General features: G+C 69.8%; 19 protein-coding genes. 11 read left to right on the top strand and 8 right to left on the bottom strand.

The features are described from left to right. Positions 1-2: 2 nt before the first annotated feature. The 4 genes from rpsD to truA all read left to right on the top strand — a co-directional run bounded on the left by rpsD (position 3) and on the right by truA (position 3451). A complete protein-coding gene (rpsD, locus tag AB0915_RS05500) occupies positions 3-629 on the top strand; it encodes a 30S ribosomal protein S4 (protein WP_366133251.1) in 627 nt (208 codons plus the stop codon). A 109-nt stretch (positions 630-738) separates the two neighbouring features. After that, positions 739-1761: a DNA-directed RNA polymerase subunit alpha gene (locus tag AB0915_RS05495; protein WP_024755423.1), complete on the top strand. Its 1023-nt coding sequence runs from the start codon at positions 739-741 to the stop codon at positions 1759-1761. A gap of 247 nt (positions 1762-2008) precedes the next feature. Next, positions 2009-2509 (top strand): 50S ribosomal protein L17, encoded by a 501-nt coding sequence (rplQ, locus tag AB0915_RS05490; RefSeq protein ID WP_266982582.1) that lies wholly within the window; start codon positions 2009-2011, stop codon positions 2507-2509. Between the two features lie 87 nt (positions 2510-2596). After that, on the top strand, positions 2597-3451 hold the full coding sequence (gene truA, locus AB0915_RS05485; RefSeq protein WP_366689846.1) for a tRNA pseudouridine(38-40) synthase TruA: 855 nt from the start codon (positions 2597-2599) through the stop codon (positions 3449-3451). 197 nt (positions 3452-3648) lie between these two features. On the opposite strand, the gene AB0915_RS05480 is transcribed toward truA, so the two are convergent. Next, positions 3649-4503: a hypothetical protein gene (locus tag AB0915_RS05480; RefSeq protein ID WP_366689845.1), complete on the bottom strand. Its 855-nt coding sequence runs from the start codon at positions 4501-4503 to the stop codon at positions 3649-3651. A gap of 58 nt (positions 4504-4561) precedes the next feature. On the opposite strand from AB0915_RS05480, the gene AB0915_RS05475 reads away from it, so the two are divergent. From AB0915_RS05475 to glmM, 4 genes are all read left to right on the top strand, one after another. Continuing rightward, on the top strand, positions 4562-6190 hold the full coding sequence (locus AB0915_RS05475; protein ID WP_366689895.1) for an ATP-binding cassette domain-containing protein: 1629 nt from the start codon (positions 4562-4564) through the stop codon (positions 6188-6190). A gap of 227 nt (positions 6191-6417) precedes the next feature. Further along, entirely contained in the window at positions 6418-6861 is a 444-nt protein-coding gene (rplM, locus tag AB0915_RS05470) for a 50S ribosomal protein L13 (RefSeq protein ID WP_018960214.1), read from the top strand. Positions 6862-6905: 44 nt separating this feature from the next. Further along, positions 6906-7433, top strand: a complete 528-nt coding sequence (gene rpsI / locus AB0915_RS05465; RefSeq protein WP_358861585.1) for a 30S ribosomal protein S9 — start codon at positions 6906-6908, stop codon at positions 7431-7433. Between the two features lie 219 nt (positions 7434-7652). Beyond that, positions 7653-9011 carry a phosphoglucosamine mutase gene (gene glmM, locus AB0915_RS05460; RefSeq protein WP_366689844.1) on the top strand — a complete coding sequence of 453 codons (1359 nt, stop codon included), beginning with the start codon at positions 7653-7655 and terminating at the stop codon, positions 9009-9011. 136 nt (positions 9012-9147) lie between these two features. Here the strand turns inward: glmM and AB0915_RS05455 are convergent, their stop codons facing one another. The 7 genes from AB0915_RS05455 to AB0915_RS05425 all read right to left on the bottom strand — a co-directional run bounded on the left by AB0915_RS05455 (position 9148) and on the right by AB0915_RS05425 (position 17662). Beyond that, positions 9148-10086: a DUF389 domain-containing protein gene (locus AB0915_RS05455; protein ID WP_366689843.1), complete on the bottom strand. Its 939-nt coding sequence runs from the start codon at positions 10084-10086 to the stop codon at positions 9148-9150. Positions 10087-10115: 29 nt separating this feature from the next. Continuing rightward, positions 10116-11111, bottom strand: a complete 996-nt coding sequence (gene coaA, locus AB0915_RS05450; protein WP_366689842.1) for a type I pantothenate kinase — start codon at positions 11109-11111, stop codon at positions 10116-10118. 189 nt (positions 11112-11300) lie between these two features. Continuing rightward, positions 11301-12236 (bottom strand): ROK family protein, encoded by a 936-nt coding sequence (locus AB0915_RS05445; protein WP_366689841.1) that lies wholly within the window; start codon positions 12234-12236, stop codon positions 11301-11303. Continuing rightward, positions 12233-13942 carry an ABC transporter ATP-binding protein gene (locus AB0915_RS05440; protein ID WP_366689840.1) on the bottom strand — a complete coding sequence of 570 codons (1710 nt, stop codon included), beginning with the start codon at positions 13940-13942 and terminating at the stop codon, positions 12233-12235. The genes AB0915_RS05445 and AB0915_RS05440 overlap by 4 nt, the downstream gene beginning before the upstream one ends. Next, positions 13939-14838: an ABC transporter permease gene (locus AB0915_RS05435; protein WP_366689839.1), complete on the bottom strand. Its 900-nt coding sequence runs from the start codon at positions 14836-14838 to the stop codon at positions 13939-13941. The genes AB0915_RS05440 and AB0915_RS05435 overlap by 4 nt, the downstream gene beginning before the upstream one ends. After that, complete coding sequence (locus tag AB0915_RS05430; RefSeq protein WP_366689838.1) at positions 14835-15794, bottom strand: ABC transporter permease; 960 nt, start codon at positions 15792-15794, stop codon at positions 14835-14837. Before AB0915_RS05430 ends, AB0915_RS05435 begins: the two co-directional genes overlap by 4 nt. A gap of 50 nt (positions 15795-15844) precedes the next feature. After that, positions 15845-17662: a peptide ABC transporter substrate-binding protein gene (locus AB0915_RS05425; protein ID WP_366689837.1), complete on the bottom strand. Its 1818-nt coding sequence runs from the start codon at positions 17660-17662 to the stop codon at positions 15845-15847. Between the two features lie 285 nt (positions 17663-17947). Between AB0915_RS05425 and AB0915_RS05420 the strand changes: the two genes are divergently transcribed. The 3 genes from AB0915_RS05420 to AB0915_RS05410 are packed head-to-tail and all read left to right on the top strand — an operon-like array spanning position 17948 to position 21500. Continuing rightward, positions 17948-19168, top strand: coding sequence for an ROK family protein (locus AB0915_RS05420; protein ID WP_366689836.1), 1221 nt, complete (start codon positions 17948-17950; stop codon positions 19166-19168). A 23-nt stretch (positions 19169-19191) separates the two neighbouring features. Next, entirely contained in the window at positions 19192-20715 is a 1524-nt protein-coding gene (locus tag AB0915_RS05415; RefSeq protein ID WP_366689835.1) for a M81 family metallopeptidase, read from the top strand. Further along, a complete protein-coding gene (locus AB0915_RS05410) occupies positions 20712-21500 on the top strand; it encodes a copper homeostasis protein CutC (protein ID WP_366689834.1) in 789 nt (262 codons plus the stop codon). Before AB0915_RS05415 ends, AB0915_RS05410 begins: the two co-directional genes overlap by 4 nt. Positions 21501-21683: the final 183 nt, after the last annotated feature.

Raw genomic sequence — 21683 nt, 5'->3', positions numbered from 1 at the left:
AAATGGCGCGATACACCGGGGCCGACTGCAAGCGTTGCCGTCGGGAGAAGCAGAAGCTGTTCCTTAAGGGCAGCAAGTGCGAGAGCGCGAAGTGCCCGATCGAGATCCGTCCTTACCCCCCGGGTGAGCACGGACGCGGGCGCACCAAGGACAGCGAGTACCTTCTTCAGCTTCGTGAGAAGCAGAAGTGCTCGCGGATCTACGGTGTCCTTGAGAAGCAGTTCGTGAACTACTACAAGGAAGCGAACCAGAAGACCGGCAAGACCGGTGAGAACCTTCTGCGCATCCTTGAGACCCGCCTCGACAACGTGATCTACCGGGCCGGCTTCGCCAAGTCCCGCGACCACGCCCGTCAGCTGGTGCGTCACGGACACATCGCCGTGAACGGCACGAAGACCGACATCCCGTCGGCCCGTGTCGCCGTGAACGACGTCATCGAGGTCCGCCAGAAGTCCAAGGCCCTGACCCCCTTCCAGGTGGCCCAGGCCGAGGCCGGCGAGCGCACCGTCCCGGCATGGCTCGAAGCCGTGCCGTCGACGCTGCGGATCCTCGTGCACTCCCTGCCCGAGCGCCAGGTGATCGACACCCAGGTGCAGGAGCAGCTGATCGTCGAGCTCTACTCCAAGTAGGAGAGCTCGCGGGTCCGGGCGGTACGGCTCTTTCGGGTCGTGCCGCCCGTACCCTTGTCAGTATCTGGGGGCGTCAAATAGTGGGCGCCCACGACTGAAGGACCACAGCATGCTTATCGCTCAGCGTCCGTCGCTGACCGAAGAGGTCGTCGACGAGTTCCGCTCCCGGTTCGTGATCGAGCCGCTGGAGCCGGGCTTCGGCTACACCCTCGGTAACTCTCTCCGCCGCACGCTCCTCTCCTCGATCCCTGGCGCTGCTGTCACCAGCATCCGGATCGACGGTGTCCTGCACGAGTTCACCACCGTGCCGGGTGTCAAGGAGGACGTCACCGACCTCATCCTCAACATCAAGCAGCTGGTCGTCTCCTCGGAGCACGACGAGCCGGTCGTGATGTACCTGCGCAAGCAGGGTCCCGGCCTGGTCACCGCTGCTGACATCGCCCCGCCGGCCGGTGTCGAGGTCCACAACCCGGACCTGGTCCTCGCCACCCTGAACGGCAAGGGCAAGCTGGAGATGGAGCTGACCGTCGAGCGCGGTCGCGGCTACGTCTCCGCCGTCCAGAACAAGCAGGCGGGCCAGGAGATCGGCCGTATCCCGGTCGACTCCATCTACTCGCCGGTGCTCAAGGTCACGTACAAGGTCGAGGCGACCCGTGTCGAGCAGCGCACCGACTTCGACAAGCTGATCGTCGACGTCGAGACCAAGCAGGCCATGCGTCCGCGTGACGCCATGGCGTCGGCCGGTAAGACCCTGGTCGAGCTGTTCGGTCTGGCCCGCGAGCTCAACATCGACGCCGAGGGCATCGACATGGGCCCGTCGCCGACGGACGCCGCGCTCGCTGCCGATCTGGCGCTGCCGATCGAGGAGCTGGAGCTCACGGTCCGTTCGTACAACTGCCTCAAGCGTGAGGGCATCCACTCCGTGGGTGAGCTCGTGGCGCGCTCGGAGGCCGACCTGCTCGACATCCGCAACTTCGGTGCGAAGTCGATCGACGAGGTCAAGGCGAAGCTGGCCGGTATGGGCCTGGCGCTCAAGGACAGCCCGCCCGGATTCGACCCGACCGCTGCCGCCGACGCCTTCGGCGCCGACGACGACGCGGACGCGGGCTTCGTCGAGACCGAGCAGTACTAGTACGCCTCCGGCTGGGGTGCCTGGTTTTTTCGGGCGCCCCGGACCGGGGTGAGGGTTTTGTCCTCAATCTCCCCCATGGCCTCAAGGGCATGGGGGGACCCCCTCGACGGGCTCGATTTTGGCCGATGACTGATCTCATCGGCCTGGTTGGTGTCCGGATGGCCCATGATCTTCCGTGAGGCGGCCGCTTCACGGGAACTGACACCGGTACCTGATACGGCCGGTGCAGCACACAAGGAGAAACACCATGCCGCGTCCCGCAAAGGGTGCCCGTCTGGGCGGCAGCGCCGCGCACGAGCGTCTGCTTCTCGCGAACCTCGCGAAGTCGCTGTTCGAGCACGGCCGCATCACGACGACCGAGGCCAAGGCCCGCCGCCTGCGTCCGGTCGCCGAGCGTCTGATCACCAAGGCGAAGAAGGGCGACATCCACAACCGTCGCCTCGTTCTGCAGACGATCACGGACAAGAGCATCGTGCACACGCTCTTCACCGAGATCGCCCCGCGCTACGAGAACCGCCCCGGTGGTTACACGCGCATCACCAAGATCGGCAACCGTCGTGGCGACAACGCCCCGATGGCCGTCATCGAGCTGGTCGAGGCGCTGACCGTGGCGCAGCAGGCCACCGGTGAGGCCGAGGCCGCGACGAAGCGTGCGGTCAAGGAGGACTCCCTCAAGAAGGACGAGTCCGCCGAGGTCGTCGAGGACGCCAAGCCGGCCGAGGCCGACGCGGAGTCCAAGGACGCCTGAGCGTTCTGAGACCACTGGACGGGCCCGCATCACCCTTCGGGGCGGTGCGGGCCCGTTCCGTACGTTCAGGCTTGAGAGGATCGTTGGGTGAGTGACGAAGTAGAGCCCGGTTTCGTGCGGGTGCGGCTGGACCTGGCCTACGACGGCAAGGACTTCTCCGGCTGGGCGAAGCAGACGGCGCGGCGCACGGTGCAGGGGGAGATCGAGGACGCGCTGCGTACCGTGACGCGGTCCGAGCGGACGTACGACCTGACGGTCGCCGGGCGCACCGATGCCGGGGTGCATGCCCGCGGTCAGGTCGCGCATGTCGATCTGCCGGACGAGGTGTGGGCCGAGCACGGTGCGCTGCTGCTGCGTCGGTTGGCCGGCCGGATGGCCCCCGATGTACGGATCTGGCGGGTGGCCGAGGCTCCGGCGGGGTTCAACGCACGTTTCTCGGCGCTGTGGCGGCGGTACGCGTACCGGATCTCGGACCGGCCCGGCGGTGCGGATCCCCTGACTCGCGGACATGTGCTCTGGCACGACCGGCCGTTGGACGTGGACGCGATGAACGCGGCCGCGGCCAGGATGGTCGGGGAGCACGATTTCGCCGCCTACTGCAGGAAGCGCGAGGGTGCGACGACCATCCGTACGCTGCAGAAGCTGAGTTGGGTACGGGACGAGGCGTCCGGAGTCATCACGGGGACCGTGCAGGCCGATGCCTTCTGCCACAACATGGTGCGCGCGCTGGTCGGCGCCATGCTGTTCGTGGGGGACGGGCGCCGCCCCGACCCGTGGCCGGCCCAGGTGCTGGCGGTGGGGGTGCGGGACCCGGGGGTGCACGTGGTGCGGCCGCACGGGCTGACGCTGGAGGAAGTCGCCTACCCGGCTGACGAGTTGCTCGCCGCGCGCAACAAGGAAGCACGCAACGTGCGGACGCTGCCGGGGGGCGGCTGCTGCTGAGGGGCGGTGCCGTCCGCTGCCTCCGGACCTCCTCGATGCGCGCGTCGCCGCCGTGCGTCGGCCCTGTCGGTGACGTTCCGGTGCGGCAACGCGTCCGAGCGAGGCCGGGGCGCGGCCGATGAGGGTGCCGGCCGCCCCGAGGAGGTGGGGCTGGTCGGCGAAGCCCGCGGCGGCCGCCACCGACTCCTGCGGTCCTGTCAGCTGGTGGGCGCGGTCGCCGCCGCCGAGGCCTGGACCTCGCCACGGTGGCGGATCTGACGGAACGTGAAATCCGTCAGGTCGTCGCCGACCGCGAAGACGTTCTTGTCGGCCTTGGTGACGTTCTTGCCGTTGGTGAAGCCCCCGATGGTGAAGTAGGCGTAACGGCCGTACGAGTTGGCGGTGCGGCGGCAGACGGAACCACCGCGGCAGAAGGTCGGCACGCCCGCACCGCTCAGCGACGCCAGACCGCCGGACGCCTGCTGCGCCGCCTTCTTGGCCTGCGCCTCCGTCTCGAAGACCGCGACGCCGACGGTGACGGCGACCCCCGCCTTGCTGTACGTGGCGCGGATGACCTGGTCGCAGCCGTTGTTCGTGAGGACTGAGCCGAGCGCGCCCTGGGTGGTCGCGGCGCAGTTCGTCGTGCGGTGCGTGGCGCCCTTGACGTAGACGCGGTCGCCCATCGTCAGCTTCCTGCCGGGGTAGAAGGAGTCGACGGAGATCGGCGCCCTGTCCTTCTTCACATCGGATATGTAGTCCTTCGGGTCCGGCGGGGGCGGAGGCGCCACCGTGGAGAAAGACGGCTCGGGCTCCGCCGAGTCGGTCGGCAGATCGGCGGGTCGCGGCAACTGGCTCGCGTTCTTGCCCGAGCCGGTGGAGCCGTCGTTGTTGTTGGTCGAGATGACGGCTGTGGCGACGATCGCCGCTATCGCGGCGGTGGCGAGGGCGCCGCCGCCGACCATCAGCCATTTCTTGCGACGGCTCCGCGCGGCGGATGCATCGGCCAGCGCTGCCCAGTCCGGAGTGTGATTGCCTCCGGGCCCCCAGGAGGGCCCCCCTTGCCCAAAGCTCATGCGGCGAATCCTAGAGGAGGCATAAACCGGTTGGGCCAGGGCTTCGCGGGCCGTGACAATGCTGTGCATGGGACATCTTGAAGCAGGCCACCTGGAGTACTACCTACCGGACGGGCGGGTGCTGCTCGGCGATGCTTCGTTCCGGGTCGCGGACGGGGCCGTCGTCGCCCTCGTGGGGGCGAACGGCGCCGGGAAGACGACGCTGCTGCGGCTGCTGTCCGGGGAGATCCAGCCGCACGGCGGCACGGTGTCGGTGAGCGGCGGACTCGGCGTGATGCCGCAGTTCGTGGGCTCGGTGCGGGACGAACGTACGGTCCGCGACCTCCTCGTCTCCGTCGCCCAGCCCCGCATCCGGGAGGCGGCGCAGGCCGTCGACAAGGCCGAGGAGCTGATCCTCACCGTCGACGACGAGGCCGCGCAGATGGCGTACGCACAGGCCCTCAGCGACTGGGCGGAGGCCCGCGGGTACGAGGCCGAGACCGTCTGGGACATGTGCACCATGGCCGCGCTCGGCGTCCCGTACGAGAAGGCGCAGTGGCGCGAGGTCCGCACGCTCAGTGGTGGTGAGCAGAAGCGGCTCGTGCTCGAAGCGCTGCTGCGCGGGCCCGACGAGGTGCTGCTGCTCGACGAGCCGGACAACTATCTCGACGTGCCCGGCAAGCGGTGGCTGGAGGGGAAGCTCAAGGAGACCCGTAAGACGGTCCTCTTCGTCTCGCACGACCGGGAGCTGCTGTCCCGGGCGGCGGAGAAGATCGTCAGCGTGGAGCCCGGTCCGGCGGGCAGCGACGTGTGGGTGCACGGCGGCGGTTTCGACACGTACCACGAGGCCCGCAAGGACCGGTTCGCCCGGTTCGAGGAGCTGAAGCGACGCTGGGACGAGAAGCACGCCCAGCTGAAGAAGCTGGTGCTCAGCCTTCGGCAGGCGGCGTCGATCAGCCACGAGCTGGCCTCGCGCTACCAGGCGGCGCAGACCCGGCTGCGGAAGTTCGAGGAGGCCGGGCCCCCGCCGGAGCCGCCGCGCGAGCAGGACATCAAGATGCGGCTGCGCGGTGGCCGGACCGGGGTGCGGGCGGTGACCTGCAAGGGGCTGGAGCTGACCGGGCTGATGAAGCCGTTCGATCTGGAGATCTTCTACGGGGAGCGGGTCGCCGTCCTTGGGTCGAACGGGTCGGGCAAATCGCACTTCCTGCGGCTGCTGGCCGGGGAACCCGTCGCGCACACGGGGGAGTGGAAGCTCGGTGCACGGGTCGTGCCCGGGCATTTCGCGCAGACGCACGCCCATCCGGAGCTGATGGGGCACACGCTCGTCGAGATCCTGTGGACGGAGCATGCGAAGGACCGAGGCGGGGCGATGTCCGTACTGCGCCGGTACGAACTGGAGCGGCAGGGCGACCAGCCCTTCGAGAAGCTGTCCGGCGGGCAGCAGGCGCGGTTCCAGATCCTGCTGCTGGAGCTGGCGGGAACCACGGCGCTGCTGCTGGACGAGCCGACGGACAACCTGGACCTGGAGTCGGCGGAGGCGCTGCAGGACGGGCTCGAGGCGTACGACGGGACCGTGATGACCGTCACGCACGACCGGTGGTTCGCGAAGTCCTTCGACCGGTACCTGGTGTTCGGGTCGGACGGGGTGGTGCGGGAGACGGCGGAGCCGGTGTGGGACGAGCGGCGGGTGGAGCGGGAGCGCTAGGGCCGGCGCGTTTTGACCCGTCCCGGGCGGGGCGGGTACTGTCGGGGGTTGTTATACGTATCGGCTTCGTCGTTCTCACGCGAAGAGCCCTTACGTAGGTTCTCTGGAGCAGTTACCAGTGGCTCGCATACGGGCAGCGTTCCCGGCATTGTGAGCCCCAGCTGCATGATCGCTTCAGGGGTGCCATGTGTCTGGACCTCATCCACTGAAGAAGCGAAGGCTACGAAGTGCGTACGTACAGCCCCAAGCCCGGCGATGTGACGCGCCAGTGGCACATCATTGACGCGCAGGACATCGTCCTGGGTCGTCTGGCCACCACGGCTGCGAACCTCCTCCGAGGCAAGCACAAGGCGATTTACGCCCCCCACATGGACATGGGCGACTTCGTCATCATCATCAACGCCGACAAGGTTCACCTTTCCGGCAACAAGAAGACCCAGAAGATGGCGTACCGCCACTCCGGGTTCCCGGGTGGTCTGCGCTCCGTGCGTTACGACGAGCTCCTCTCCAAGAACCCGGAGAAGGCTGTCGAGAAGGCCATCAAGGGCATGATCCCCAAGAACACCCTGGGCCGTCAGATGCTCTCGAAGCTCAAGGTCTACGCGGGCGACCAGCACCCGCACGCTGCGCAGCAGCCGGTCCCGTTCGAGATCACCCAGGTCGCGCAGTAGTTCCGGCCTCCCCCTAAGACGTAAAGAAAGATCTGAGGAGAATCGTGGCCGAGACCACTGTTGAGAACCCCATCGAGGGCACCGAGGGCGAAGAGGTCTACGCCGAGGTGACCACCTTCGAATCGGAGGTTCCCGTCGAGGGCGAGTACACCAGCGAGTCGCTGGCGTCCCGCTTCGGCGAGCCGCAGCCTGCCGCCGGCCTTGGCCGTCGCAAGAACGCCATTGCCCGCGTCCGGATCGTTCCGGGCACCGGCAAGTGGAAGATCAACGGTCGCACCCTTGAGGACTACTTCCCCAACAAGGTGCACCAGCAGGAAGTCAACGAGCCCTTCAAGGTGCTCGAGCTCGACAACCGCTACGACGTCATCGCCCGCATCGCGGGTGGCGGCGTCTCGGGTCAGGCCGGTGCCCTGCGCCTCGGTGTCGCCCGTGCGCTGAACGAGGCGGACGTGGACAACAACCGCGCCCCGCTGAAGAAGGCCGGCTTCCTCTCCCGCGACGACCGTGCGGTCGAGCGCAAGAAGGCCGGTCTCAAGAAGGCCCGTAAGGCTCCGCAGTACAGCAAGCGCTAATCCGCCTGCTCATCTGCTGTACACGTTCGCCCCGGAGGCACTCCCTGTGCCCCCGGGGCGTTCGTTTATTGGCACCCACAGGCGTATAACGGCATCAGACGTTCATAGGCCCGCCGTGCTTGGCACGGTTCTTTGTTGCCTTGCGTCGTTCTGGGTCATGCCTGTCATGACGTGTTTTGTTTTCGCAGTTCGGTTTCGGAGCATCTTCGGAGGACACCAGTGGGACGACTCTTCGGCACCGACGGCGTGCGCGGCGTTGCCAATGCGGACCTGACGGCTGAGCTCGCGCTCGGTCTGTCGGTCGCTGCGGCGCATGTGCTCGCCGAGACGGGCATCCTTGAGGGGCATCGGCCGACCGCGGTGGTGGGCCGTGACCCCCGCGCGTCCGGAGAGTTCCTGGAGGCCGCCGTGGTGGCCGGTCTGGCGAGCGCGGGCGTGGACGTCCTGCGCGTCGGTGTGCTGCCCACCCCCGCGGTGGCGTACCTCACCGGCGCGCTGGGCGCCGACCTCGGCGTGATGCTCTCCGCCAGTCACAACGCCATGCCGGACAACGGTGTCAAGTTCTTCGCCCGCGGTGGTCACAAGCTCGCCGACGCGCTGGAGGACCGGATCGAGACGCTCTACGAGCAGCACCGCACCGGTGAGCCGTGGGCGCGTCCGACCGGTGCCGGTGTGGGACGGGTCACGGATTACACCGAGGGCTTCGACCGGTACGTGGCCCACCTCGTCGCGGTCCTGCCGAACCGGCTCGACGGGCTGAAGGTCGTCCTCGACGAGGCGCACGGCGCGGCCGCCCGGGTCTCGCCCGAGGCATTCGCCCGGGCCGGCGCCGAGGTCGTCACCATCGGGGCCGATCCGAACGGCCTGAACATCAACGACGGCTGCGGCTCCACCCACCTGGAGCTGCTGAAGATCGCCGTCGTCGAGCACGGCGCCGACTTCGGTATCGCGCACGACGGCGACGCCGACCGCTGCCTCGCCGTGGACGCCTCGGGCGAGGAGGTCGACGGCGACCAGATCCTGGCCGTGCTGGCCCTCGCCATGCGCGAGGCCGGACAGCTGCGCAAGGACACCGTGGTCGGCACGGTCATGTCCAACCTCGGCTTCAAGATCGCCATGGAGCGGGAGGGCATTCACCTCGTCCAGACCGCCGTCGGTGACCGATACGTCCTGGAGTCGATGAAGGCGGAGGGCTACGCGCTGGGCGGCGAGCAGTCCGGCCATGTCATCGTCCTCGACCACGCCACGACCGGTGACGGCACACTGACGGGCCTGATGCTGGCGGCCCGGGTCGTCGCCACCGGCCGTACGCTCGCCGACCTGGCCGGTGTCATGCAGCGGCTCCCGCAGATCCTGGTCAATGTCCCGGACGTCGACAAGTCCCGGGTCGACACCTCCCCGGAGCTGGCCGCCGCGGTCGAGGAGGCCGAGCGCGAGCTGGGCGACACCGGGCGCGTACTGCTGCGCCAGTCGGGCACCGAGCCGCTGGTGCGGGTCATGGTCGAGGCGGCCGACATCGAGCAGGCACGGTCGGTGGCAGGGCGGCTGGCCGACGTGGTGAAGTCCGCCCTGGGGTGACCTTCGCCGTGCGAGGTTTCGCCGTACGAGGGTGAGGTGCCGCCCGGTGTTCCTCCTGGAGGGGCGCCGGGCGGCGTCGTGTGCGGCCGGTGCCGGGCGACAGCCGAAGGACGGTCGCCGGCTCCGGGCCGTCGCGTCAGGCAGCCCGGATCCGACGCCGGTGCATCGCCCACAGCGCCTTGAGGACCAGCAGGGTCAGCGTGCCCGCGAGCACGATCCCGCTGAGGTTCGCCGCCAGCTGGCCCACCGAACCCCACGTCTGGGAAAGGTCCTGGTAGCTGAAGGCCACCGCCGCATTGGCGGCCGCGGGCACCGTTGTCACCGAGATCGCGACGCCGATCAGCGCCCCCGACTTCGCAGAGGTGAGGGAGAGCGTCCCGCCGATACCCGCCAGGAACGCCACCACGAACGACATCCAGTCCGGCTGCCAGATGAACGCCGTATTGGGCCGCTTCGCCTCGATCATCGCCTCCGTGAACAGCCCGAGGCTGTTCATCATCCAGGCGAACCCGGCCGTCAGGACCATCGCTACGGCGAACCCGCCGACCAGCGCCCACAGCGACCGCCACACCAGCCGCGGGGCGCGCTGCACCAGCGCCGTGGAAATGCCGGCCAGTGGCCCGAACTCCGGGCCCACCGCCATGGCGCCCACGATCAGGATCGCGTTGTCCAGCATCACACCGCAGGCCGCGAGCATCGTGGCGATCGTGAGGAACGCCAGGTAGGTGACGCTGAGCGTCGACTCCTCGTGGGTCGCGTCCGCCAGCTCCTCCCACAGCACCGCGTCCGCGCCCTCGCCCGGCGCCTCCTCCTCGGCCCGGTCGGCATGCGCGGAGAGCGTCAGGTCCGTTTCCTCGACGCTGATCGAGCCGGACTCGTCGATGCCGAGCTCGCGCAGTGATGCGATCAGCTCGTCGCCCGCCTCGCGCGCCACGTCGCACGTCACGACATCGCCCGCGGGGTCGAGGGCGACACCGGGCATGACCACCAGATGCGTGGCGCCGACGGTGTGCTGCACGACGTGCACCACCTCGTCCGTGCGGCCGTGAGGGACGATCAGGCGCAGATGCAGCACGCGGACACTCCGGGGGAGGCTCGGGGGACTCAGAGTTTGCGCAGCGAGAGACGCTGGACCTTGTGGTCCGGGCCCTTGCGCAGCACCAGAGTGGCACGGCCGCGTGTGGGTGCCACATTTTCCAGCAGATTGGGCTTGTTGATGGTCCGCCACATGGTGCGGGCGTACTCCATGGCCTCCTCCTCGGAGACCTGGGTGTACTTGCGGAAGTACGAGAACGGGTTCTGGAAGGCCGTCTCGCGCAGCGTGCGGAAGCGGTTGAGGTACCAGGTCTCGATGTCCTCGGCGCGCGCGTCCACGTACACACTGAAGTCGAAGTAGTCGGCGAGCCCGACCCTGGTGCGGCCGTCCTTGCCGGGGAGCGCGGGCTGCAGCACGTTGAGGCCCTCGACGATCAGGATGTCGGGGCGGCGTACGGTGAGCCGCTCGCCCGGCACGATGTCGTAGATCAGGTGCGAGTAGACGGGCGCCGTCACCTCGTCCTTGCCGGCCTTGATGTCGGCGACGAAACGGGTCAGGGCGCGCCGGTCGTACGACTCGGGGAACCCCTTGCGCGACATCAACCCGCGCGCCCGGAGCTCCTTCATCGGCAGCAGGAACCCGTCCGTGGTGACGAGCTCCACCCGGGGGTGCTCGGGCCAGCGGGCGAGCAGCGCCTGGAGGATACGGGCACTGGTGGACTTGCCGACGGCGACGCTGCCGGCGACGCCGATGACGAACGGGGTGCCCCGCTGCTCGCCGTGGCCGTTGCCCGCGTCCCCGAGAAAGGTGTTCAGGGCGCCGCGCAGGCCGGAGGTGGCCTGGACGTAGAGGTTGAGGAGGCGGGAGAGTGGCAGGTAGACGTCCCGTACCTCGTCGAGGTCGATGACGTCCCCGAGCCCGCGCAGCTGCTCCACCTCGTCGGCGGTCAGCGGCAGAGGCGTCTTGTCGCGCAGGGCGCTCCACTCGGCGCGCGACAGGTCGACGTACGGCGTCGAAGCGTGCTCGGCGCGTCGGTGGGTGCTCCGTGGCGGCGAAGTGATCACGGTTTCATTGTTGCGGGAGTTTTGACGCAGTGGGGGGTGGGGTCGGTCACGTGGAAGGGCTGCGGGCCGGTGTCCGCACCCCGCGGCGGACACCGGCCCGTTTCGTACATCCTGTGGTCAGGACTGCCGGCCCTTGGCCTCGACGACGGCGGCCCTGATCCGCGGCTCGCCGGTTTCGGCCGGGCGCCCTCAGACCCCGACCTTCGCCGCCAGCTCCCGTCGGGCCCGGGCCGCGGCGCCGACCGGTACCGCGTCGGCAGCCAGGGCTGCCCTGACCAGCCGGACCGGGTGGCCGCTGACCGGAGGGTCGGCGGCCAGCGACTCCAGGATGAGGGGTTCCAGCAGGGGCCAGGCGCGGCTGACCCCACCGCCGACCACCACCGTGGTGATGTCCACGACGCCGGCCGTCATTACGATCGCCCGGGCGATTCCGGCACCGGCGGCCCGGTACACCGCGAGGGCGTCCTGGTCACCGCGGCCGGCGGCCTGTGCGACCTCGCGGGCGGTCAGCCGGCGGCCGGTGCGGTCCGCGTAACGGGCGCCGATGGAACGGCCGGAGGCCAGGGTCTCCAGATGGCCCCGGCCGCCGCACGAGCAGAGCAGATCACCGAAGCCGGGGATGTGCCCGATCTCGCCGGCCGCGCCGTGCGGCCCGGTGAACAGCGCGCCGCCGGTCCACAGCGCGCCACCGACCCCGGTGCCCAGGGTCATCCCGAGGACGTCCGACTCGCCGCGCACGGCGCCGCCGGACACCTCCCCGTAGAGGAAGGCGTTGACGTCGTTGTCCAGGAAGACCGGGACGCCCAGCGCCTCCTCGACGGCATCCGTCACCGCGAAGCCGGCCCAGCCGGTGAAAGAGTCACTGGCCACCAGGATGCGGCCGGTGGCGGAGTCCACCAGGCCGGCTGCGCCGACCCCGCCACCGGCGAGGCGGCCGGGGGTGCGCTCCAGCAGCGGGGCCAGCGCGCCCAGGGCCGCGCCGATCATGGCCTGGCCGCCGTCGGCCGCCGGGGTCGCCACCTCGGCGCGGTCCAGCACGGTCAGGTCCTCGTCGCAGAGCACCACCTGGGTGGTCGTGCCGCCGATGTCCACTCCGGCGAAGAGCGTACGGTCATGGGCGCTCATCCCTGGGCCTCCGTCCGGCCGGCCGCGAGGGTGGCCAGGCGTTCGGCTCTGCGGCCGCGCTGGATCACCGGGTCGGGCACCGGCACGGCGGCCAGCAGCCGGCGGGTGTAGTCGGTCTCCGGGTGCAGCAGGGTCGCGCCGGTGGCGCCCTGCTCCTCGACCCGGCCGGCCCGCATCACCACGACGCGCTGGGCGAAGTGCTGTACGACGGCCAGGTCGTGGGAGACGAAGAGACAGGCGAAGCCCAGCTCGTCCTGGAGCTCGGAGATCACTTCGAGCACCGCCTCCTGCACGCTCACGTCGAGCGCGCTGGTGGGCTCGTCGGCGACCAGCAGCCGGGGCTCCAGGACCAGGGCGCGGGCCAGGCTGACCCGCTGGCGCTGACCGCCGGACAGCTCACGTGGGGCGCGCCGGGCGAGTTCACGCGGCAGCCGGACCCGGTCGAGGACGGCGGCGACCTTGCTCTGGCGGTCCTTGGCGGAGAGCTCGCGGCGGTGCACCCTGAGCGGTTCGGCGATGCACTCGCCGACCGTCATCCGGGCGTCCAGCGAGGCCACCGGGTCCTGGAGGACCACACCGATACCGGCCCGCAGTGCCCGGCGGGCCCGGGACCGGGTGCCGGCCAGGTCGGTGCCGAACAGCGAGACGGTGCCGGAAGTCGGCGGGATCAGACCGAGCGCGACCCGGGAAGCCGTTGACTTGCCGGAGCCCGACTCGCCCACCAGGCCCAGGGTCTCCCCGGCGTGGACGGCGAGCGAGACCCCGTCCAGAGCCCGCACGGCGCCCTTGCCACGGCCGAACACCACGGAGATGTCGCGGAGTTCGACCACTGGCTGGGTGTCCGGGCGGGTGGTGGCGGCCGGCGCCGCCGGCCGGCCCGCCTCGGCGACCGACAGCCGGGGCACCGCGGCCAGCAGCCGCTTGGTGTAGTCGTGGGACGGGCGGAGCAGCACGTCCTCGACCGGCCCGGTCTCCACGATCTCGCCGTGGTACATCACGGCGACCCGGTCGGCGAAGTCCGCGACCACGCCCATGTTGTGGGTGACCAGCAGGACGCCGGTGCCGGTCTCGACGGCGAGCCGGCGCAGCAGGTCGAGGATCTCGGCCTGCACCGTGACGTCCAGCGCGGTGGTCGGCTCGTCGGCGATCAGCAGGGCGGGCTCGTTGGCGATGGCCATGGCGATGACCACCCGCTGGCGTTGTCCGCCGGAGAGCTGGAAGGGGTAGGCGGTGGCCCGCCTCTCCGGCTCGGGGATGCCGACCTTGCGGAGGAGTTCGACGGCCTCGGCTGCGGCGTCCTTGGCGGACACCTCTCGGTGGTTGCGGATCACCTCGGCGATCTGCTTGCCGATCCGGGTCAGCGGGTCCAGCGCGGTGGCCGGCTCCTGGAACACCATGGAGACGGTCCGGCCGCGCAGCGCCGCCAGGTCGGCCTCATGGGCACCGACCACCTGGGTGCCGGCGATGGTGGCGCAGCCGGTGGTACGGGCGTTGCCGGCCAGCAGGCCCATCGCGGCCAGCGCGATGGTGGATTTGCCGGAGCCCGACTCGCCGACCAGGGCGAGCGTCTCGCCGGGGCTGACGTGCAGGGAGACGTTCCGGACGGCCGGCACCTCGCCGGTCTCGGTGGTGAAGATGACGCCGAGGTCGTCGAGTTCGAGAATCGGCCCGGCCGACGGGGCGGCGGAGCCCTGGGTGGCGGTCATCCGCGTCCCCTCACGTCGAATGCGTCGCGGAGTCCGTCCCCGATCGCGTTGAACGCCCAGACCACCAGGATGATGGCCAGGCCCGGCGGCAGGATGAGCCACCAGTAGCCGGAGTAGGCGGCGGTGAGACCGGCCGAGAGCATGCCGCCCCAGTCGGTGGCGGGCGGCTGGACGCCCAGGCCCAGGTAGGAGACGTAGGCGACCAGCAGGATGGCGTCGGCGATCTGGAAGGTGGTCGCGACGATGACGGTCGAGACCGAGTTCGGCAGGATGTGCCGGGTGATCGCCCGGGTGTGCGTCCCGCCGATGGCCCGCAGCGTCAGGACGTAGTCGCGGTTCTTCAGGGTCAGCGTCTCGGCCCTGATCAGCCGGGACGGCACCAGCCAGGAGACGAAGCCCAGGATGACGATCAGCCCGGTCAGGCCCGGGGTGGTGATGGCCGAAACCACCAGCAGGATGAAGAGCGCCGGGATGGCGATCCCCGCGTCCACGATCCGCATCATGACCGCGTCGATCCAGCCGCCCGCATAGCCGGCGGCGGCGCCCCACAGGGTGCCGATGACGGTGGCCAGGATGCCCGCGGCGAGGCCGACGATCAGCGACACCTTGCCGCCGTACATCAGCCGGCCCAGCTCGTCGTGGCCGACCGCGTCGGTGCCGAGCCAGTGCGAACCGCTGGGGGCGAGGTTGACCTGCTGGAGCATCGTGTGGGTCTGGTCGGTGGAGTACACCAGCGGACCGACGAAGCAGAACAGGAAGAAGAAGACCACGACGCCGAGCCCGACCACGGCGAGCCGGTTGCGCAGGAAGCGCCGGACGGCGAGCCGGGAGCCGGAGACCGCAGCGGCGGCGGTGGCCGTGCCGGACGCCTGGCCCGGCTGGATGACGGCGCTCATGCCCGGCCTGCCTTCACTCGGGGGTCGATGATCCGCTGGACGATGTCGGCGAGCAGCGTGCCGACCACCGTGGCGATCGCGATGACCAGCACACAGCCCAGCAGCACCGGGTAGTCGGAGGACTGCGCGGCGGTCCAGAAGAGCAGGCCCATGCCGGGGTAGTTGAAGAGCTGCTCGACCACCAGGGCGCCGCCGAACAGCACCGGCACGTAGTAGCCGAGCATGGCGATCACCGGCGTCAGCGAGTTGCGGAACACATGCCGCCACAGGATGGCGCGGGAGCGGGAGCCGCCGGCCCGCGCCGTCCTGACGTAGTCCTCGGAGAGGTTCTCCAGGGTGGCCGCCCGCATGTAGCGGCTGAACACCGCGATCATCGAGGCGGCACCGGCGATCACCGGCAGCACCAGCGCCTGCGGGTCGGAGAGCACCTGGGCGAGCGTGTCCCCCTGCGGGGCCTGGGACGGGAACCACGGCAGCGCCTGACTGAACACCAGCACCAGGATCAGCCCGAGGAAGTACACGGGTGTGGAGTAGGCGATGAAGCTCAGCGTGGTGATGACGTAGTCGACGGGCTTGTTGCGCCGGACGGCCTGCCACATGCCCAGTGGGATGGCCAGCACGAGGCCGACGATCGCCGACAGGGCGGTGAGGACCAGGGTCTTGCCCAGCCGCTCGGTGATGAGCTGGGAGACCGGCTCATTGAGGGTGTACGAGGTGCCGAGGTCGCCGTGCAGCAGCTGGTTCAGGTAGTAGAAGTACTGCACGGGGAGTGGCTTGTCGAGGCCCTGCTCGTGGTTGAAGGACGTGATCTGCTGCGCCGTGGCCTGCGGGCCGAGGATCCCGCGAGCGGGACCCCCGGGCAGGGCGTGCAGCAGACCGAAGACCACGATCGTCACGATGACGATCACCACGACGGCTTGGAGGACCCGCCTGATCAGGTACGAGGAAGTACTCATGTGTTTTCCGGTCGCTTCGGCTCAGTGGAACGCGCGGTCACCGACCGGGCTCACTTGGTGGTCCACTTCCACATGGCCGGGTGGAAGTTGGCAAGCGAGTCCTGGGCGAAGCCGCCCAGGCCCTTCTTGACCACGGAGACCTGGTAGTCCGGCTCCGGCAGCCAGATGACCGGGAGGTCCTTGGCCAGGGCGGCGCTGTACTTCTGCACCGCCTCGTTGGAGGAGGAGGTGGTGGTCTGGGTGATCAGCTTGTCCACGGCGGGGTTGGAGTAGCTGCCGAAGTTGGAGCCGCCGCCGGTGGCGAAGAGGGAGTCACCGCTCGGGTAGGCCGGGAAGTACCAGCTGCCCGCGGTACCGAAGAACGACAGCTGCCACTTGCAGCCGGCCTGGTCGGCCGTGCACTGGCCGGCCTGCGAGAGGACCGAGTTGACCGGTGCGGTCTTGATGGTGAAGTCGATGCCGGTCTTGGCGAACGACGACTGCAGAGCGCTCATCATGTTGTCGGTCACGGTCGAACCGGACTGCGAGAGCACCTGCATCCGGAACTTGGTGCCCTTGTCCACGTCGGCGCCGCACTGGCTGTCGCCGGTGCCCGGGCTGGTGCACACCATGGTGCCGTTCTGCTCGGTCCAGCCGTGGCTGGTCAGCAGCTTCCTCGCCTTGGTGGTGGAGAACGGGTACGGGTTGTTCTTCTGCTCCGACGAGACGAAGGACGAATCCTGGCCCTGCGGGATCGGGCCGTAGGTGGGGACCGCGGTGCCGTTGAAGACGACCTTGGAGAGGGTGGTCTGGTCCACCGACATCTGGATCGCCTGGCGGGCGTAGAGCTGCTTGAAGACCGGGCCCATGGTGGGGTTGTTGAAGTTGTAGGGCATGTAGGTGATGGCCCAGCCGGACCACGGCTTCACCGTGTAGCCCTTGGAGGTGAAGGACGACTCCTGGCTGAGGTCGGTGGCGTTGATGTAGCCGTAGTCGACCGTGCCTGCCCGGAGAGCGTTCTTCTCGGCGTCCGTGGTGGTGAACGGAAGCAGGTTCACGTTCTTGATGTTGGCCTTGCCGCCGCCGTCGTACTTGGCGTTGGCGGTCAGCTCGACCTTGCCGGCCGTGGAGAACGACTTGATGGTGTACGGGCCGCTGACCGTCTTCCAGAGCGGGTCGGTGGCGTAGCCGGAGATCTTCTTGGCAACGTCGTTCAGGTACGTCCAGACCTTCTTGGCGCCCGCGGTGGTGCGGTCGAGGTCCGACACGGCGCCCGAGTCACTGGTCTTGCCCCAGACGTGCTGCGGCATCGGGCGGATCATGCTCAACTCGTTGGCGAGCATCCACTGCTGGTTGTACGCCCGGTCGAAAGTGATGGTGAAGTGCGTGTCGTCGACGATCTTCAGCGAGGTCCAGTTGTCAGGCGCCTTGCCCGGGCTGTAACTGGCCCAGTCGGCCTTGTTGGCCTTGACCAGGTTGAACCAGAACTCCACGTCGCGGGAGGTGATCTGCTTGCCGTCGCTCCAGTGCCGGTTGCCGAGCGTGATCGTGACGCTCTTGCTGTCCTTGGCGAAGTCGGCGGCGGTGGCCAGCGAGTTGTCCTTGTTCCAGCCGACGTTGCCGGTGGAGCCGTCGAACGCGATCAGCGGCTCCCAGACGGCCTGGGATATGGAGGAGTTGTTGGTGTTCAGGTGCGCGGCGGTGCCGACCGGGAGGATCCAGTTCGGCGTGAAGTTGGCCGGCAGCGCGTAGTTGATGGTGTCCGACGAGCCGGACGCGGACGAGGACGTGTTGCCGCCGGAACAACCGGTCAGCAGAGCGCCCGCGGTGACAGCGGCGCCCGCGACGAGGGCCCAGCGGCGGCTGTTCGCCGTGCGAGCAAGGAACATGACTCTCCTCAGAGTGAAAGGACCCGTATCTGTCCCGGGACCGGCACTGCGTTCACGACAGCTAACGACGGACGCGCCGAAGAAACAAACAAGAATTAGTAACAAGTAAGTTACTACCGCTCTGACAAAAGCCCGATCGCCCCGATCGCTCCTCTCCAATGGGTGCATTTGGGTGGATTGAAAGGGTTTCAGGGGCGGCCCACTTCCTTCGCGAAGCTGTTCCCCCGTGCCAGGCGCGGGCGTATTGTCTTCGCCACACACACCGTTGCGGAAGTTACTTCGTACATGACTGAAATAAGTGCATGGGACCGCAAGGCCACGAAAGGCACCCCGGCCCTCGCCACGCGGGTCCTGGAACTCGTCGCATCGGGCCAGGCCTCGTCACGCGCCGAACTCGCCGGACTGCTGGGGGCCGCCGCCTCCACCATCTCTCTCACCGTGGCCCATCTGGTGGAGCGCGGGCTGATCGCCGAGGAGGGCACCCAGTCCTCCACCGGCGGACGCCCCCGCAAAACGCTGAGGCTGGGAAGCAGCGACGAGTTCGCCGTCGCCGCCGACCTCGGCGGCCGGCACGCCCGGATCGGTGTGGTGCTGCCCGGCGGCGGTCTCACCGACGTCTCGACCGTCCCCTTCGTGATCGCCGACGGTCCCGAGGCGGCCCTGCCCCGGCTTGCCGAGACTCTGGAGGCGCTGGCCGAGCAGCACGGCCGCGGCCGGCTGCGCGGAGTCGGGCTCTCGCTGCCCGGGCCGGTGGACATCGCGTCGGGCTCGGTCGTCCTGCCGTCCCGGATGCCGGGCTGGAACCGTTTCCCGGTCACCGCCTGGCTGGAGGACCGCTTCGGCGTCCCGGCCGCCGTGGACAACGACGCCAACTGCATGGCGGTCGGCGAGCACACCGTACGGCCCGCCGGGCACCGGCAGACGATCATGGTGAAGATCGGCTCGGCGATCGGCGCCGGCGTCATTGCCGACGGACGTCTCTACCGGGGCGCCACCGGCGCCGCCGGTGACATCACCCACATCCGGATCGACGGCGGCGCCGACATCCCCTGTTCCTGCGGCAACACCGGCTGCCTGGAAACCGTGGCATCCGGCGCCGCCCTGGTCCGTATCCTGCGCGAGCGCGGGGCCGACGTCAGCAGCACCGAGGACGTGGCCCGACTGGCGATCGACGCGGACCCGGAGGCCACCCGCGCGGTCCGCAGGGCCGGCGACTACCTCGGCCAAGTGCTCGCCGCCAACGTCAACTTCTTCAACCCGAACGCCGTCTATCTCGGCGGCATCCTCTCCACCCTGGAGCCGTTCGTCGCCGCCGTGCGCAGCCAGCTCTACGAGAGCTGCCACCCGCTGGTCACCGAACACCTCACCATCGAGCGGGCCAGCCTGGGCGCCGATGCCGGACTGGTCGGCGCCGGGCAGTTCGCCCTGCAGCGCGCCCTGGCCCTCGCCCTGGGCGACGTCGTCGGCACCGACCAATTCCGTGCCCCGGCGCCCCGCCACGCCTGACACCCCATCCCCTACGAGGAGCCATGCCGCAATCCCGCACCGCCGCAGCCCGTCCGGTCATTGCCATCGCCGGGCTCGGCATCGAGTCGTCCACCTTCTCTCCCGCCCGCACCCAGGCCCCCGCGTTCCACCCCTCGCGCGGCGCCGAGGTGCTGGACCGCTACCCCTTCCTGACGCCCGGTGAGGAACTGCGCGAGGCGGCCGACTGGCACGGCGCCCTGGTCGGCAAGTCGCTGCCGGGCGGCACCGTCACCGCCGCTGCCTGGGCCGAGCTGACCGACGAGCTGATCGAGCGGCTCGCCGCGCTGCCCAAGCCGGACGGCCTCTGGTACGACATCCACGGCGCCATGACCGTGGAGGGCGTCGACGACGCCGAGGCGGTCCTGCTGGAGCGCATCCGCGCCACCGTCGGCCCCGACGTGATCATCTCCACCTCGATGGACCTGCACGGCAACGTCTCCCGCGAACTCGTCCACGGCAGCGATCTGATCACCTGTTACCGGATGGCCCCGCACGAGGACCACATGGAGACCAAGGAGCGGGCCGTCCGCAACCTGGTGAACCTGCTGGTCTCCGGCGCGCCCCGCCCGGTCAAGGCCTGGGTGCCGGTGCCGGTGCTGCTGGCCGGCGAGCAGACCTCCACCCGGATCGAGCCGGCCAGGAGCGTGTACGCGGCCGTGGACGAGGTCGAGGCCATGGACGGCGTGATCGACGCCGCGATTTGGGTCGGCTACGCCTGGGCCGACGAGCCGCGCAACCGCGCCGTGGTGGTGGTTACCGGCACCGACCGGGCTGCCGTGTCGGCCGGTTCCGAGCGCCTGGCCCAGGGCTTCTGGAAGGCCCGCGACGACTTCGACTTCGTTGCCCCGACCGGCACCTTCGACGGCATCCTGGACGAGGCCCTGGCCTCCGACCAGCGCCCGTACTTCATCAGCGACACCGGGGACAACCCGACCGCAGGCGGCGCCGGCGACGTGACCTGGGGCCTGACCCGGCTGCTGAGCCGCCCGGAGTTCCAGAAGGACGACGGCCCGACCGTCATCTATGCCTCGGTGCCCGGACCGGCTGCCGTCGAGACCGCCGTCGCCGCCGGCGTCGGCGCCACCGTCACGGTCACCGCCGGTGCCGAGGTGGACGACCGGCACGCGGGCCCCGTCACCCTGACCGGTGTGGTGCACGCCATTCGGCACGGCGACCGCGACGCCGAGACCGAGGTCGTCATCCGGGTCGGCAGCGTGTACGCGATCCTCACCAAGCTGCGCAAGCCCTACCACCACGAGCATGACTTCACCGACCTGGACCTCGACCCGCGCGGCGCCGACATCGTGATCGTGAAGATCGGCTACCTGGAGCCCGAGCTCTTCGACATGTCGGTCGGCTGGAAGATGGCGCTCACCCCCGGCGGTGTGGACCAGGACCTGGTACGCCTGGGCCACCATCGCATCCGCCGCCCGATGTTCCCCTTCGACCGCGAGATGGCCGACCCGGACTTGTCGGCCCGCATCATCCCCGCCTTCGACCAGCCGCTGACCGGGGACGACGAGTGACCGCACGCCCCGCCCTGGAGATCGCCGTCACGTCACCGGCCGGCGCCCGCGTCGCCCGGGAGAACGGTGCCGACCGCGTCGAGCTCTGCGCCGCCCTGGAGCTGGGCGGCCTGACCCCGTCGGCAGCCCTGGTGGAGGCGGTCGCCGCGGCGGGGCTGCCGGTACAGGTGCTGGTCAGGTGCCGGCCCGGCGACTTCGTCCATGACGCGGAGGAGATCGCGCTGATGGCCGCCGAGGTGCGGTCCGTCATCGCCTCCGGCGCCTCCGGTGTGGTGATCGGTGCGCTGACCGCTGACGGCGCCCTGGACACCGTGGCGGTCGCCCGGCTCGCCGAAGCGGCCCGCGCGTCGGGCCGCCCGGTGGACATCACCCTGCACCGCGCCATCGACCAGTCCGCCGACCCGGTGGCCATCGCCGCACTGCTGCCCTCGCTCGGCCTCACCCGGGTCCTCACCTCGGGCGGCGCCCCCGCCGCGGCCGAGGGGCTGGAGACGATCGCCGCGATGGCCGCCGCCGCCCCCGGGGTGCAGGTGATGGCCGGCGGCGGGGTGCGCCCCGCCGACATCCCGGCCCTGACCTCCGCCGGAGCCGCCGCCGTCCACCTCTCCGCCAAGACCAGGGCGCTGCCCCGGCGTGGCGGCGGCTGGGTACCGCTAGGCGCCGGGGGTGCGTCGGCCGAGCAGGACACCCACTTCGTCACCGATCCCGACGTGGTGGCCGAGGCACGGCAGGCGGTGGGGGCGCAGGACTGGTGTCCTGCGCCGGGTTCGGGGCCCACGGCCTGACGGTTTCCCCCGCGATAGGGAGTGGGCTCCCGACGCCCTGCGAGTCCTCCCCCTAGGGCCTGTTCTGAGTTCCCCGCCTGCGCCCCGGCGCCCGGCACGCACGCTCGCCGCACGGCGCCGCAGGACAGGTGGCTCCGCCACATGACCTGCGACACCGCACGCCGATCGCACGCACCGACCACC

Source organism: Streptomyces sp. NPDC048411 (genome assembly GCF_040704695.1).
Taxonomy (GTDB): Bacteria; Actinomycetota; Actinomycetes; order Streptomycetales; family Streptomycetaceae; genus Streptomyces.
The sequence above is the reverse complement of the archived record's forward strand: the minus strand, read 5'-3'. Positions and strand labels throughout refer to the sequence as shown.

What these genes read in the sequence shown, in the direction of transcription:
- rpsD (WP_366133251.1), top strand. Translation starts at nt 3, where the DNA reads ATGGCGCGATACACCGGGGCCGACTGCAAGCGTTGCCGTCGGGAGAAG.
- AB0915_RS05495 (WP_024755423.1), top strand. Translation starts at nt 739, where the DNA reads ATGCTTATCGCTCAGCGTCCGTCGCTGACCGAAGAGGTCGTCGACGAG.
- rplQ (WP_266982582.1), top strand. Translation starts at nt 2,009, where the DNA reads ATGCCGCGTCCCGCAAAGGGTGCCCGTCTGGGCGGCAGCGCCGCGCAC.
- AB0915_RS05480 (WP_366689845.1), bottom strand. Translation starts at nt 4,503, where the DNA reads ATGAGCTTTGGGCAAGGGGGGCCCTCCTGGGGGCCCGGAGGCAATCAC.
- AB0915_RS05475 (WP_366689895.1), top strand. Translation starts at nt 4,562, where the DNA reads ATGCTGTGCATGGGACATCTTGAAGCAGGCCACCTGGAGTACTACCTA.
- AB0915_RS05445 (WP_366689841.1), bottom strand. Translation starts at nt 12,236, where the DNA reads ATGAGCGCCCATGACCGTACGCTCTTCGCCGGAGTGGACATCGGCGGC.
- AB0915_RS05440 (WP_366689840.1), bottom strand. Translation starts at nt 13,942, where the DNA reads ATGACCGCCACCCAGGGCTCCGCCGCCCCGTCGGCCGGGCCGATTCTC.
- AB0915_RS05435 (WP_366689839.1), bottom strand. Translation starts at nt 14,838, where the DNA reads ATGAGCGCCGTCATCCAGCCGGGCCAGGCGTCCGGCACGGCCACCGCC.
- AB0915_RS05430 (WP_366689838.1), bottom strand. Translation starts at nt 15,794, where the DNA reads ATGAGTACTTCCTCGTACCTGATCAGGCGGGTCCTCCAAGCCGTCGTG.
- AB0915_RS05425 (WP_366689837.1), bottom strand. Translation starts at nt 17,662, where the DNA reads ATGTTCCTTGCTCGCACGGCGAACAGCCGCCGCTGGGCCCTCGTCGCG.
- AB0915_RS05420 (WP_366689836.1), top strand. Translation starts at nt 17,948, where the DNA reads ATGACTGAAATAAGTGCATGGGACCGCAAGGCCACGAAAGGCACCCCG.
- AB0915_RS05415 (WP_366689835.1), top strand. Translation starts at nt 19,192, where the DNA reads ATGCCGCAATCCCGCACCGCCGCAGCCCGTCCGGTCATTGCCATCGCC.